Annotated in this window: 13 protein-coding genes and 1 pseudogene; 1 reads left to right on the plus strand and 13 read right to left on the minus strand. The window is 55.2% G+C overall.

Going from position 1 to position 14,205, the window contains the following annotated elements; translation table 11 throughout:
* Nucleotides 1-91: 91 nt before the first annotated feature.
* Nucleotides 92-817 (minus strand): aspartate/glutamate racemase family protein, encoded by a 726-nt coding sequence (locus CHC01_RS13670; protein WP_089264856.1) that lies wholly within the window; start codon nucleotides 815-817, stop codon nucleotides 92-94.
* 21 nt (nucleotides 818-838) lie between these two features.
* Nucleotides 839-1,471: a VOC family protein gene (locus CHC01_RS13675; RefSeq protein WP_089264857.1), complete on the minus strand. Its 633-nt coding sequence runs from the start codon at nucleotides 1,469-1,471 to the stop codon at nucleotides 839-841.
* 466 nt (nucleotides 1,472-1,937) lie between these two features.
* Between CHC01_RS13675 and CHC01_RS13680 the strand changes: the two genes are divergently transcribed.
* A complete protein-coding gene (locus CHC01_RS13680; RefSeq protein WP_176454588.1) occupies nucleotides 1,938-2,390 on the plus strand; it encodes an Lrp/AsnC family transcriptional regulator in 453 nt (150 codons plus the stop codon).
* 295 nt (nucleotides 2,391-2,685) lie between these two features.
* Here CHC01_RS13680 and CHC01_RS13685 read toward each other — a convergent pair whose 3' ends face one another.
* The 11 genes and pseudogenes from CHC01_RS13685 to CHC01_RS13735 all read right to left on the minus strand — a co-directional run bounded on the left by CHC01_RS13685 (nucleotide 2,686) and on the right by CHC01_RS13735 (nucleotide 13,935).
* A complete protein-coding gene (locus CHC01_RS13685) occupies nucleotides 2,686-4,215 on the minus strand; it encodes a porin (RefSeq protein ID WP_089264859.1) in 1,530 nt (509 codons plus the stop codon).
* Between the two features lie 284 nt (nucleotides 4,216-4,499).
* Nucleotides 4,500-4,688 (minus strand): hypothetical protein, encoded by a 189-nt coding sequence (locus CHC01_RS13690; RefSeq protein WP_089264860.1) that lies wholly within the window; start codon nucleotides 4,686-4,688, stop codon nucleotides 4,500-4,502.
* 338 nt (nucleotides 4,689-5,026) lie between these two features.
* Entirely contained in the window at nucleotides 5,027-5,998 is a 972-nt protein-coding gene (locus tag CHC01_RS13695) for a quinone oxidoreductase family protein (protein ID WP_089265649.1), read from the minus strand.
* A 38-nt stretch (nucleotides 5,999-6,036) separates the two neighbouring features.
* Complete coding sequence (locus tag CHC01_RS13700) at nucleotides 6,037-7,563, minus strand: class I adenylate-forming enzyme family protein (RefSeq protein ID WP_089264861.1); 1,527 nt, start codon at nucleotides 7,561-7,563, stop codon at nucleotides 6,037-6,039.
* Nucleotides 7,564-7,571: 8 nt separating this feature from the next.
* Nucleotides 7,572-8,807: a thiolase family protein gene (locus CHC01_RS13705; RefSeq protein WP_089264862.1), complete on the minus strand. Its 1,236-nt coding sequence runs from the start codon at nucleotides 8,805-8,807 to the stop codon at nucleotides 7,572-7,574.
* Nucleotides 8,808-9,215: 408 nt separating this feature from the next.
* Nucleotides 9,216-9,971: an SDR family NAD(P)-dependent oxidoreductase gene (locus CHC01_RS13710; protein ID WP_089264863.1), complete on the minus strand. Its 756-nt coding sequence runs from the start codon at nucleotides 9,969-9,971 to the stop codon at nucleotides 9,216-9,218.
* A gap of 558 nt (nucleotides 9,972-10,529) precedes the next feature.
* Nucleotides 10,530-10,751, minus strand: coding sequence for a VOC family protein (locus CHC01_RS33500; RefSeq protein ID WP_502695665.1), 222 nt, complete (start codon nucleotides 10,749-10,751; stop codon nucleotides 10,530-10,532).
* A pseudogene (locus CHC01_RS13720) lies at nucleotides 10,738-11,037 on the minus strand (Re/Si-specific NAD(P)(+) transhydrogenase subunit alpha); the annotation flags it as partial. The pseudogene CHC01_RS13720 and the gene CHC01_RS33500, both read right to left, overlap by 14 nt.
* Before the next feature lie 165 nt (nucleotides 11,038-11,202).
* A complete protein-coding gene (locus CHC01_RS13725) occupies nucleotides 11,203-11,619 on the minus strand; it encodes a PaaI family thioesterase (protein ID WP_089264865.1) in 417 nt (138 codons plus the stop codon).
* Between the two features lie 31 nt (nucleotides 11,620-11,650).
* Nucleotides 11,651-12,661, minus strand: coding sequence for a zinc-binding dehydrogenase (locus CHC01_RS13730; RefSeq protein WP_089264866.1), 1,011 nt, complete (start codon nucleotides 12,659-12,661; stop codon nucleotides 11,651-11,653).
* A 242-nt stretch (nucleotides 12,662-12,903) separates the two neighbouring features.
* Nucleotides 12,904-13,935: a helix-turn-helix transcriptional regulator gene (locus tag CHC01_RS13735; RefSeq protein WP_089264867.1), complete on the minus strand. Its 1,032-nt coding sequence runs from the start codon at nucleotides 13,933-13,935 to the stop codon at nucleotides 12,904-12,906.
* Nucleotides 13,936-14,205: the final 270 nt, after the last annotated feature.

The following is a 14,205-nucleotide window of genomic DNA, read 5'->3' on the forward strand; positions in this document are numbered from 1 at the left end:
TGGATCGGGCTCGGGCCAAGCGTGTCCCTCATCCACAACAGCTCGCATATTCAATTTACTCTAAGTACGCCCTATGGCTCGACAGCCATCGTCAATAGTACGTTCGGTCTGATGACTTTGCATCGTCTCCGAGCATGAAGTTTAGGCACATTTCGATATGGAGGGCAGTTGAGTCGAGCAGCGGGATCGGAGAGGAGCTATCGAGCGCCAGCATCGGCAATTCCGTGCAACCGAGGATCACGGCTCCGGCCCCTTGGCGATGAAGGTCGCCGATCATATCCAGAACGCGCGAGCGGGCTTTGTCATTGACGACACCTTTGCTCAACTCATCATAGATGATCTGATTGAGATCGGCCGCCACCTGCTTCTCAGGAACCAGAACACCTCCGCCGGCCGCATCCTCGAGATGGCTGCGGTAGAAGTCTTCCTGCATCACATAGCCCGTTCCGAGGAGGCCGCTGACCACGATGTTTTTCGACCGCAAGTCTTTGGCGATTGCATCGCGGATATCTAGAAACGGGACTTTCACGGCTGCGGCGACGGCGGGCGCAACTTTGTGCATTGTGTTGACGGCGAGAGCAATCCCCTCAGCGCCCGCTGCAACCAGCTTCGTTGCGATGTCGGCGAGAAAGATACCCGCCTCATCCCAGTGCCCGCTTTGCTGAAATTCCACGATCTCTTGGAAATCTACGTTCGCAAGGACCATCTTCGCGGAATGCAGTCCGCCTAACCTCGCTGAGACTCCGCGATTCAACCCGCTGTAGTAAAGCGCCGTTGACTCCCAACTCATGCCGCCGATTAAACCTAGCGTCTTCATTATGTCGCCTCTGAACTCTAACTATGAAAGGGTGCGCTGTCCGACCGGTGTCCTAATTGTCGCCAGAAGGCGCGACTCGCCCGACGCGTAACTCAGCCGTGCGTCGCCGAAATTCAAGCTATTAAGCGCATCTGTGATGCGGTTCGCTTGTGGATGAGACACCTCAAGCCGCTCGAGCGAGCAACCGCAATCGCCCATTTTTTCCGCGGGATGCGGGCCGTGCGGCCATTGAATAAACGTCGGAAACGCTCCGCCTAACGGCATCGATCCATCTGGAGCAACCGATATCAACCAACTAAGCGTACCGCGCGAAACGCGTACGGCTTCTGCGTCTTTGTCATTAAGCTGCTTAATCACCCTGGCAACATCATCCGTCCGGATGACCCAGGTGATAAGCCGTGGCGATCGCTCCAGCTGAGCTCGAAGCTCTTTGCCATCAAGACCGAACCAACGAGGTCGTTGAGGGGTCAATGCTGGGTCCGGAGCGATCACTTCGAGGAAGAGGCCTTTCCCCAATTGCATGAGGTGATTGTGCGTTCCCATGAGCGCGTGCGAGCCCCCCTGCGGCACTTTGATACCCAAGGCTTTCTCGACGTAATCAAGACCGTCCTCGAGCGTGAGCGCTCCGACGGTAATGTGATCCAATGCAAACATAGTTCCTCGGTGTCTTTGGCGGGGTGCGATATTTGGCGCGAACAATCGCCTCGGTGAGCCCAAGTTAGGGTGTCTTTGCTTCACATTTCCAGTTAGTTTTTCCAATCAGGGGATGATCGGAAAATCGATTATTGCACTACCCGCAGTGACGCGCTCCGATTGAACGAGTCCACTGTTGAGCAGTCACGTCGCCTCCCGACTCATACCTTCAGGTCTGGATCTTTAAAGACACGTGCTCATCCACTCGCATCAAATGATCTATTGCTCCATCAACGGATGGGCTCCACGCCGCGGCACACGAACAGTTACCTCTCGGTGACCCCCCCGCATCGACCGTGAGCCCGGCAACAGTTAGCTTTTCCGGTGAGTTCAGCACCTCCTTGCTGCCACTATTTAATCAATGCTCACACGATATTTCTTAGCTATAATAGCTTTGGTTGGGCCACATTCGCTAGGAACGCACGCGATGGACGAGATGGATAAAAAGATTCTTCGCATCCTGCAGGACGAAGGAGACCTCACCGTCGCTGAGTTAGGAACGCGTGTTGGTCTTTCGCAAATGCCTGCTTGGCGTCGATTGCGCCGTTTAAAGGAAACGGGCGTTATCTCCCGTATTGTTGCGATTGTGGACAAGCGGCTCGTCGGATACACAACGATCGCGTTCGTCATGTTAAGGACCCGTCAACACGACAAAGCCTGGTTCGCGAAACTTCGCACTTTCGTCGAGCGCGAAACAATCGTTGTTGAATTTCACAGACTCAGCGGAGAAATTGACTTCTTGCTAAAGGTCGTGCTGCGCGACATGGACGATTATCGCGGTTTCTATGATCGACTCACGTCTGCTGTTGAGTTGCTTGATGTATCGACGGCCTTCGCCTTTGAAGGATTGAAGGAGCAAACACGCGTACCAATCTCTTGAGCGCATCCTCGATGGAAGCGCCACATGAAGTCCACGTTCGCTTCGGTTCATTTTGCGCGGTCTGCATGCGATAAGGCATAGCCGCCCAGATCAGCGACATCGCATCCGGTCCAGAAGTTTCCAGGCGGCTCACCTCATCACGGCGCCTTTTCAAATAACGCGCGGGGCCTCCACCGCATTGAGCTGCAACTCTCACCCGAGGGCGGCAGCGTGCTCCGTAGAGCACGCTTTCAGGAATGGACGATGGAGCCATCCCGGGCTCGGTTGGCGGCAATCGCCATACTTCCTGTTACATTCAGAACGAGCGCAGAATTTGCATTGTTCCATTAAACAAGTTCTGGTCCCGGAGCACGTACGTGCCATTTGCCTTCGCAGCACCGGCCGTCTGTGTATAGGCGCCAGTCAGGTTTTGATCCAACCGACTGAACATGACTGATGCAGATAGGGTGAGATTGCGCACGGGCGTCCAGGCGGTTCGCGTGCCCACCTGAGCGACTGCAAAATCAAAGCTACCAGTTGTCCCGGGCACCAGAAAACCCGCGCTTGTTCCAGCAGGAAGTGCCGTCGAGCTCGTTCCAAAACCGGCGGAAGTCCCGCCGAAAGCTGCCGCAAGAAGCGCATTCCCGGCTGCACCGTAAGAAATCGCCGTATAACTACCAAATAAAGAGGTTCGCCAGGCCGTATTCCAGTAGTGCTCGTAGAAGGCGCTTACTTCCCAAGATTTGCTCTTTTGTATCTGGCCGCCGTTGTTGAAAACGCCATCCAATACGTAACCGAACGCGAGCGAATTGCCATCAAACTTTGCATATCGGCCGGCGCCGATCGTATCGATCGTACCACCCCACACATATTTCGCCGCGCCCTCCGCATAGGTTGCGGAAATCTTAAGAGTGTCGCCGTTACCAGTTGGTAGGTTCTTGAACTCGGCTGCGCCATTAAATGCGAACCCATAACTTGCATCCGGGTGGCCCGATGTCTCAGTACTGCCGTAGAAGTTTGGATTAGCCGAATGCATTGCCGCAGCAACGTGGAGCGTACCCCACGCTCGGTCGACCCGAACATTTGCAACAACGTCCGGAATATGATCCCCCGCAGCCGCGTTGCCTAAGAAGGTGTTTGAATTCGAGCCGTAAAAGGTACCGGTGAACGAACTAGAAGCTGGTCCGACAATGTAAGTGTTCGTGTTGTAAAGACCCGCGTTGCGATACGGCGATGCATTCTCAAATCCGAAAGTCGTCGAGATTCCGTTCTCAAAGGACGCGGTATAAGCGAGTTGAGGAATACCAGATAGGTTGTTAGATCCCGCCTGCACCCCAGACGAGATAATCGGCTTGGAGAGCGCCCATTGCGGATCGAACTGTGATACGGCCTTTCCAAACGTGAAACCTGCGAACTGAATGAATGCGTAGTCTACTTCAACAACCCCGCCTGCGATTGATTCGCGGTTCTGAAAGAAGTCAAACTGCATATTGGCGTATGTGCGAAGCACTCCCCATTCAGTCGCGGTTCGCGTGTCGGTCGTTGCGTTTACGCGCTCTCTCGTGGCGAAATAATCTTTTGTCCATAGGTCTTGTCCACCCGCTCCGCCGCTCCAGTACGGAACTTCGTAACCATTCGAGTTAATTGAGAGATCTAGGCGAATCGCACCCCCGATTTTTATGCAAGTGTCCGTACCCGGCACGTAATAGAACCCGGCGCCGTATAACGAGCAGACCTTTACGTACTCGACCCCCTTCGCTTTTACCGGAAGGTCGGACGCCCTCGCCGCACTAACAACAGTCAGACTTGCGATAGAGCTTAGCAGAACACTTACTATTCTCACCATTTAAGCACCCCCCATGTTTTGGAGAGATCTACGCCTCGTTGCGCTCTCTCTCGCGCACCAACGTAGTTGGCAACGCGAGATATTTTTTATCTAAGATGACGTTCGCATAGGTCAAATCGTTAAATCTTCTCGTTTTGCGATTGTCAAACGTCTCATTCCTTTACGTGCGCTTGTGGGCTCCATGGCGCTCGAGACGCCTACGCGGCACTTACTGTTGGAAGCCTCGATTCAGTCCACGCAGTTCTAGCGGTCGCACAGCCAGCTGCTCAACCATCGCGTGACGGTCAGGATGCTGACGAGCCCTTGCAGTACACGACCGCAACCGCACCGACGGTGGCTGACCCACCGGAGCCGGCAGCGCGATCGGCGCGGCCGATGCCGCCGAACTCGGGAAATATCACGAACTGCTGAAGGCCGAGGAGTTCAACAGAGTAGAGTGCTTTGCCACTTTCGGACACGACGATACGCCGCAATTGGCAATCTTTGGTCGAAACTGCGGATTTCTAATCAGCTTACGCCGGCTTTGATATCTCAACGTGGCCGCATCGCAAGCATTTGAAAATAGAGGCTGGCGTTGTCATACCACGACGGCCACGCTTGATCGTCCAGATTCACATTTCGCACAGACGACAGGGAGGCCTCTCGGCTTCGCTAGGAAGCAACGGCCTGTCAGATGCCATCAGAAGGCGCCGTCGGCGAATTTTTCACCGTATCTGAAAAAAACTCGAAAATTCAGCATTCGGTAATTTGTGCAGATCCTCGCTATTTATCGTCATCGGCCGACGCTACTCTGTTGGGGGAAGCCTTCCGCTTATATGTTGATGATAATTTTGCCAAAATGCAGATTCTTCGCCATGATATCGAGGGCGGAAACGGCATCGTCGATGCGGAATTGCGAATAGATTGGAATTGTAATTTTTCCGGCCTCGACAAAGGACCATAGATCCTTTCGCATGAGACTATTTACTTCCCTAATCTCATCGAGGCCTCGCGTCCGAAATGTCACACCGATATAGTCTATTCGTCGCTCAGCGTGTAAATCGAAGTTAAAATCGCCAGTGAAGCCGCCGAGGCGGCCCACATTGACAATGCGTCCCAGTACCTTAGTGGCCCTCAGATTTCCGTTGGCAACTCCACCGGAGATCTGATCGATAATGAGGTCAACCCCCGCTCCTCCAGTTGCATTGAGAACGCGATCTACCCACTGAGGGTCCCTCGTACTGATCGCAATGTCGGCTCCGAAATTAGCGAGTTTCGCCAGTTTTCCGGCATTGGTTGACGTGCCTATCACAAGCGCCGCTCTGGAAAGCTTTGCGATTTGCAACGCCGCCAAACCGACCCCCGACGACGCGCCCTGAACCAAAATCGTTTCGCCTGGCTTGAGCCGTCCTGCGGTCACAACGGCATTATGCATCGTTTGCAACGCAACTGGCAGTGTGGCGGCGCTGGCATATGTGACCCGATCGCTGACGATCTGATGAACGCGGCCCATATCGGCCACCGCGTATTCTGCGAATGCGGCTTTACATGAGCACATCACGCGATCACCGGTTTTGATTCCGGTGACCGCGTGACCCACAGCAATCACGTCGCCGGCGCATTCTGCGCCGAGGATTGTCCCCGGTCCGCCAGTTTCACCATGTTTATGGCCGGCTGCCATCAAAACATCAGTGCGGTTAAGCGCCGCTGCGCGCACACGGATGAGAACTTCCTCAGGCCCGAAATTCGGTGTCGCGACCACACGGAGTTCGGCGCCGGCCTCGCCAACGACCACAGCTTTCATTTTCGGCTTCCTCGTCTCAACGGACATTGCCGGGATAGTTACTTGCTGAAGTGCCGACGCAGTTCCGATTTCAAGATTTTTCCGTAGGCGCTCTTGGGAAGAGCTTCCAAGAAAACGTAGTCTTTTGGCCGCTTGAACCTAGCGATATGATCGAGGCAGATTTTGTCCAGCTCGTCGGCCGCTATATCGGCCCCACCGCGCGGAACAACGAAGGCAACAACTTCCTCTCCCCAATCCGGGTGTTTCCGCCCGACGATGGAGACTTCCAGGACATTTGGGTGGAGGAGCAAAACCTCCTCGACCTCTCGTGGGTAGATATTGGATCCGCCGGAGATGATGAGGTCTTTAGATCTGTCCTTTAAGGTGAGATAACCATCATCGGAAAGAACACCCAGATCGCCAGTGTATAACCAGCCATCGCGCAGAGCTCTCGCTGTAGCTTCACTGTCCCCCCAATATCCGCTCATGGTGATATCGGAACGAACGATGACTTCTCCGATTGTGTTGGGACCGACAGCTTTACCATCATCCCCGACTATACGGACTTCAAGTCCGGTGCGCGGTATGCCTACCGACGAGAGTCTCTCCTCGTAGCGCGGATGATTAACGGCTTTATGCTGAGACTTGGAAAGATAGCTGATTGTATTCGGTGTTTCACCTTGGCCGTAAAGACCGATTAGCCTTTGGCCCATAACGGAAAGAGCACGCTTTAGATCCTCAACATACATGGGCGCGCCTGCATAAAAGACCGACTTGATCGCATCGAGCCGAGCTGAGGCGACGTTCGGGTGGTCAACAAGCCGCATCAACATCGTTGGCGCTGTAAAGAATGACAAGTTATTAAACGTGTGCGTGAGTTCGAAGACTTCATCGGGATCGAAACCTTGGCTTTTCGGAACGATCTGGTGAGAGGCATGCGCAACATGCGACAAGGAGAACAGCCCACTAGCATGCGAAAGCGGCGCGCAATGGAGAATAGCATCTTCTTCCGAAATTGAATCGATATCGGCGTAATAGCGCAGAGACATAGCGAGCAAATTTTGATGCGAAATCGTTGCTCCTTTCGGCCGCCCGGTTGTACCACTTGTATAGAAGAGCCAAGCGGGATCGGTCGCAGCGACCTCTGCGACCGCGAGCGGATCAGCCAAGAAGAGCCCCTCGAATTCAGCACTTTCGGCCGAAAGAACATGTTGCAAGATGCCTACGCCGGTGGCGTAGGAATTCACCGCATCGTTAATCTCGTCAGATACCCAGCAGAGCTTTGCCCCAGAGTTCTCTAATATGAAGGCGATTTCCCGGGCATGCAGCTTGACGTTGATCGGCACCGCGCAAAGTCCCGCGTGCCAGATCGCATAGAGTGCTTCGATGTAAGCTGGCGAATTTTTCATCGCGAGTGCGACCCTGTCACCAGGTTGTAGGCCAAACTTATCCCGATAGGTCGTCGCCAGGCTGGCGACGCGGTGAAGGAACTGCCCGTAATTGGCGTGCAGTTCCGTTCCGAAGGAGATTGCAGGCCGATCCGCGAATGACCGAGCAGCCGCACTGAGGAGATTTGCAATGTTCATCGTTTTTCTCAGCGACCTAGAATGGTGATGCAGGCAACGGCTTCTTCATATCCGTAGAGACCACCGCCGTTTTCAGCGATGGCGAAGCGCGCGTCAGTCACTTGACGGTTTCCAGCCTCATGCCGAAGCTGAACAGTGAGTTCGTAGATCTGTGCCAAACCGGTCGCCCCGATAGGATGTCCCTTAGAGACGAGACCTCCCGAGGGATTGACTGGAATCCTGCCACCAAGCTTGGTGTCGCCGTTCTCCGCGAGGCGTCCGCCTTCCCCAAAATCGCAGAAGCCGAGGTTCTCGACCTGTAGAATCTCACCAAACGACGAAGCGTCGTGAACCTCTGCAACAGAAATATCTTCTGGCCCTATTGAGGCCTGCTCATAAGCTTTAAGAGCGGCGATCCTACACATATGCTTGTCATATTGCTCAGGTTGTCGATTGGTGCCGGTTCCCATGACGCTTGCGCAGACCTTCACGGCGCGGGTGCGGTCAAAGCGATCTAGCGCCTCTTCACGCACTAGAATGGCGGCAGCGGCTCCATCGCTGATGGGTGCGCACATTGGAAGCGTCAGCGGCCAAGCAATCATCCGAGCTGCCAGTACTTCGTCTACCGACATGTCAAAGCGATACTGAGACAGCGGATTGAACGTCGAGTGAAAATGGTTCTTGGCAGCCGCAGCGGCGATTTGCCTCTCCGTCGTCCCGAACGTCCTCATATGAAATTTTGCGAAGGCTGCGTAAACATCCATGAACACGCTATAAGGACCGGAGGACGTAGGTCGCCCCGGGGGTGGGAACACACCTTCGCCCATCTTGGCCAACCGCTGGCTTGTTTCCACAACTGTATGAACGTCCCAGGCACCATCGAATACTGACATACTCCTTACCTTGTCGGGGTGCGTCATCTTCTCGGCGCCTACAGCAAGCGCCACGTCGCTTAGTCCCGCTTTAAGGTGAGCATATGCAAGGTGAAAGGCTGTGCTGGCACTGGCGCACGCATTTTCTACGTTTACCACCGGAATTCCGGTAATGCCCATTTCGCGCAGGGCGATTTCGCCGCCAATCATATATTGGGATTCAAGCGGAGACTGTGAAGTGTTAGAGAAAAAGGCTGAAGAGAGGTCCTGCCGGCTCGCATTCGCGTCCGTCAAAGCCTGCGAGACGGCCTGGTTCGTTAGAGCCTTGACACTTGACTCAGGCATTTTTCCAAAAGGCGTCATACCAACGCCGACGATGTAGATGTCGCTCATCTCGTTTCTCCGCTTATCTATCGGTTCGCCCGCAAAATGACCGCATGCCCAGCTCTCACAGAAGCGTTTGAGCGATCCAATCGTTGTATACTTCGGCGTCAACGTTGCCTCTCGTCAGAAGCACACTGACCTTCTTTCCCCGGTTTGCATCACGGTATTTGCACGCATGCTGGCATTCGTCTCGCGACGTCTTCCGACCGGGACCGCGATTGTCACATGTCTTTGGTAGAGCGCCACAGCGAATACGATGCTTCGTCCTTGGTTTCGGCGGGTGGCCGTGACCAACCGCCTATGAGGCCGTCGCTCTACGAGGCGATCGACATCACCACTGACGTTGAAAACTCTCCGCCTCGCACAAGCTCGCCGGTCAACAGCAATGACCAACGCGTTGTGAGATTCTGCGAGAAGTCAGGAAATCAGCAGACCACTATCGACGGTCAGTACATGACCCGTGGTTCGGGCCGACTCGTCCGACGCGAGGAAAACGACAGCCATGGCGACATCGTCCGTCTCAGCCAGTCCCAACAGATGCTGATCGGCGAACTTCCGTACCGATTCCAGTTTGTCGATTTGTTCGACGAGGCGCGGGGTGCGGGTAATACAGGGCGCTACAGCGTTCACGCGCACCTTTTTCGGGGCGAACTCCACAGCCATTGAACGCGTAAGTGCCGTCACCGCTCCTTTTGCAGCAGTGTAAGCGTCTTTGCCCGGAAAACCCAGGAAAGCGTCAACTGAAGACGCATTGATCACTGATCCGCCCCCTGCCGAGATGATCGCAGGAATTCCATACTTGCAGATATTCCAAGTTCCGAAAAGATCCAGCTTGATGGCACGCCAGAATTCGTCCGTCGGGCATTCGGTCACCGGTCCATCAGCCAAAGTCGAACCGCCCGCGTTATTGAACAGAATGTGCAAAGCTCCATACGTGCTGAGCGCCTTCTCAACACACCCACGAACACTTGCTTCATCGGTCACATCAGTGGCGACGAACAGCGCAGACCCTCCGACGCCCTCGATAAGCCGCACCGTTTCGGCGCCGGCTTCTTCGTTGCGCTCAGCGACAACGACCTTGGCACCCTCGCGCGCGAAGATTTCGGCAGTCCGACGACCGATGCCCGATCCAGCTCCTGTAATCAAAGCCACTTTGCCGGCAAGTCTTCCCATTTCCGTCTCCAACTTTGCTTCACCTGTCCCACACGATTGCGCTGGCGCGCTTGAGTACAGAACAGATCCACCATCCGCCTGGATTGGCATCGCAGACATGTCTTCTGGTACTCCAGTTTAGCGTCTTGAGCTGCCAGTGGAAAAGGCACGAACGGCTAAAAGAATGTCAGAATTCGGGAGTCGCGGCGAAAAGGAACGGCTCAATAGAGAACCCGTAATCCCCGTGGGCTATCGATGACAGCACGATAGCGAAACACTGGTCCGTGGATAACCGTTGGGTGGGCGGAGATCTGGAACGCGCTATACATCTCTATCACGCTGGTCGGATCTGGATCCTCGATCCCGAATGTATGCAATCTGGCTTCGACATCGGCATGCTGCTGCCAGGATTCCCGCGTGCTTGCCAATCGATGACCGAGGGCGCGACGACACCTGACGGCAAAGATCCACCCGACGGGACGGCAAACAGCCAACTCCGATCTCCACGCGATATGCGCTTAGCCTCTCCTACGGTCTCTCGGCGCCCCGCAATGGCCTGGGCCATATCGTTTGTTCGTGCTACCCTGGCCCCATTCGCCGGCCCTCGTCCCATAACCTCTCCAGCAGCTCCTTATTGTCCAACCCAAACCAGCGCGGATGTGTCACTGGCCCAACGTCTGGATCTACCGAAATCACTTCCAGAAACACATCTTCACCCAGCCGCATCAAGAGGTTGTGAGTGCTCATCTGCGGTGTTGCTGCCTTTGGCTTGTTCGAGCAAGTGTTAGTTTTGCGCCGGATAGACTAGCGAAATTAGCGTCTTGCCCGACGTAAGCAGCGCCTCTTCGGCACGTTTCGGCGGCCGCACTTTAGCGATGATGTCGGAAGTCGCCCAAAGAGCCTCGGCGGACGGCACCAGTTCGACGCCGGCCTTGGCATCAGCTTCATCAGAGAAGCCTGCGGCCCGTCCCGCGCCGGACTGGATAGCGCAGGAGTAACTTAGCTTCCTCAATTGCAACGCGCTGTCGGGCGTCATAGCGACACGCGCCTCGCCCGCAAACGCCTCCTTGGGAGTACCGACCTTCACGCTGTTTCCCTTCATGGTGACCGCAGTAAGCTCACGGGCGACACAATGATCTGGGACGCCGCACACTGGGCCGGTGCGACAACACAGAAGAATGTCGTGCTTCAGCGGGACAGATCGATAGATCGTGGTGGGCTTGCAGATTACGGCGGCTCGGATCCCTCCACGCTAACCCTTAATGGCGCTGTAGCAGCCACGCCCGATGGCGCACAGCTTACCCCCGCTATCGAAGACGTCCACATCGGCGATGCCGACTGTTCTCCCATTTTTCCGAGAAGTTGCCACAGCCTTCAAGAAAGCCCCCCGCGCCGGCCTCAAAAAATCCACGCTGAAGTTGATAGTCGGGACGATGCCTCCCGCATGCAACGCTATCGCCAGATCCCCCGTTGTGTCGATGAGCGCCGCAATAGGGCCGCCGTGAAACATATCGTCGCCTTCGGTCCTCATCAGTTCTCCCCGTTTCGGCATCAACACGATTACGCGGCCCAGATTCAGATCGACAGATTGGATCTCCAAACCCATGAATCGAATTAGCGGAGACGTCTCGATGCTTGCGGTCAGCATGTGGAGTAGTTGATCAGTCATTACGTCCGTCCTGTTTCAGCTCAGATACTCGTCATGCAATAGTGAGGACCGCTTTTCCGAAATTCTTGCGGTCAATCATATCCTGCAACGACGTCGCGAGCTCTTGATATGGGCGAAGGGATGCAATCTCGGGCTTCAACTGGCCTCGCGCTGTCAAATCCAACAGACTTTCGATGTCCGAACGATCCCAGCAGTTCGAGCCCATAATGTTAAGCTCGAAAGACCATATGTATCGAATATCCGTTTTCGGGTCGTACCCATTGGTGGCCCCGCATGTCAGCATTTTTCCACCACGCTTTACGCAGCGCAATGCCTTGGCCCAATCGTCGCCGCCGACAAAATTAATTACGATGTCAGCGCCGCCGCTCTCGTCAAAGACTCGTGGCTTCCCCCAGACTTTATGAATCTGCTTTACGAAATCGCCTTCACTCGTATTGATAATATGATCGGCACCAAGATTTCGCAGCTTCTCGGCTTTTTCGCCGGAGCTTGTGCATGCAGCGACTTCGGCGCCTGCTAGTTTAGCCAGTTGTACGCAACAGGTTCCCACCCCACCCGTGGCGCCGAGGATCAACACGCGGTCTCCCGATCGCACTTCCGCGCGCTTGATTAGCATGCGGTGGGCCGTACCGTAAGCGATGGGCAAGGCGGCGGCGTCCTCGAATGACACAGCTGCTGGCATGGATACGATATTTTCCAGTGGAGCGCAGACAAACTCGCAGGCGCCCCCGCTAATCGTCTCTCCATAAATTCCCTTCCCGACAACCAGCGGATTTATAACGACGCGGTCGCCGATCTCCAGCGTAGAGCTTCGCGCTCCCTCGCCAAACGCCACGATCTCGCCAGCGATGTCGCCGCCCGGAACCATCGGTAGTGGTGTCTTCAAGCCAGGAATACTAGCGAGCACCATTGGATCGAAGCCGTTCAGGGAAATCGCCCGGACTTTCACCATTGCTTCTCCGACCTGCGGGACAGGCTCGGGCAAATCACCAAATTTGATGTTGGTGACAGGTCCATGATCGTTAAAAAAAACGGCTTTCATATTTGGCCATACCTCAATGTCGAGTAGCGGACAGGTAGACCATTATTAGTTGGAGCATGGACCATGCAGGAAGGCGCGAATGGTCAAAAGATTGGCACTTCGGTAGACCCGAGTCACTTTAATGCGAATATTGGTCGCACGACATGATGACGCCTCCGGCTCGACACGCTCCGGAATGCACCTGCATTCGCTATGTGATTTTTGTTGACGAGATCGTCGCCGGACGTCCGAAGATTGGTTCGTTATCGCGGGACGCGCTTCGTAACGACATCAGACACGTCGTCGCTATGGCGAGGCCGTCCGCGGTCGCGGCGAAACTCGTGCGGCGAAACCTGGTACATCTCACGGAAAACGCGGGCGAAATATCCTCCATGAGCGTACCCGACCCCAAGCGCCACCTCGCCGACGTCATAAGACGCCGCCAGAAGATCCGCCGCCTTACGAAGCCGTTCTACACGCACAAAGTCGCCGATGTTCAGCCCCGTGACCTCCTTGAACACGCTCTTGAACTTGCCTTGGCTCATTCCCGCGTTCCTTGCCAGGCTTTCGGTCCGAAGCGACAAGCCCAGGTTTCGCTTCACAAACGATTCCACCTCGCGGATGCGATTCACATCGCGTGGGTGGATTTGGCGCATCGCTCTTTTAGCACTCCAGGCCTGGCCCACCATCGAAAGACTGCTGGCCAAAACATCCAGCAGTCGCGCTTCGCGCACAATGCTTTCAATCCCCCGATCGTCATAGGAGAACACATCGTCGATCAGGGACGCAAGCGGCGGTGTAATCTGCATCCTTTGATGGTCTCCGGCCCTGAAGGCGGCGCTCGATAACTCGATCGCGCGCTCACCTAGAAACAACGTCGCCGCCTCTGGAGGGATCCCGAACAGGATGCTGCGGGCGTCCGCGCCTTCATCCTCAAAGACTTCCTTGAGCCAGGGCTGCTCAAAGCAGTACACCTGCATTTCAACGTTGCCGCCGTTTATGAGATCGCGCTTGTTGATGGCGTAGCGCCCCGTTCCACGGCGACGAAGGTGAATATGCATCCCCTTGCGCCCTGCGAAGCTCAATCGCGATGGCTCTTGCGCTTTGTAGTCTACGAAGTAAGCGTGAACACCACGCACGCTTGTATGCTGCAATTTGTTTATATTCACAAAGGTCTGATTGCCGAATCCATGGCTCGCTCCATCACCAGGACAGTCCTCGGGCCTGAAGTGCGGCTGCGGCCCGTCGAACTGACGAGACACGGCGACAAGCTCGGACGCGATGAATTCTCTCATACTTTTGACCCTTCACGATGCGCTCAAGTTGCGTCCGTGCAGTCGCATTCTGCACAAAGCTGGACCTAATGTCTTAGCACTCCGGCTTGGCCCGACGGACCACGGGCATGCGTCCTTTCTGTTATTGCCTGTTTAAAAGGATAGATATACTCTGGCGGGTGCGCAAGCGGAACTCATCCGACATGCGTTGTCTCGCTTGCCTTCATTGGAGTAGAAGGCCGCCAGTCACAGCAAGCCTCACCGGCACTCATGGGGCGCCAACAAGGTAGC

The organism is Tardiphaga sp. OK246 (assembly GCF_900188215.1).
Classification (GTDB): domain Bacteria; phylum Pseudomonadota; class Alphaproteobacteria; order Rhizobiales; family Xanthobacteraceae; genus Tardiphaga; species Tardiphaga robiniae.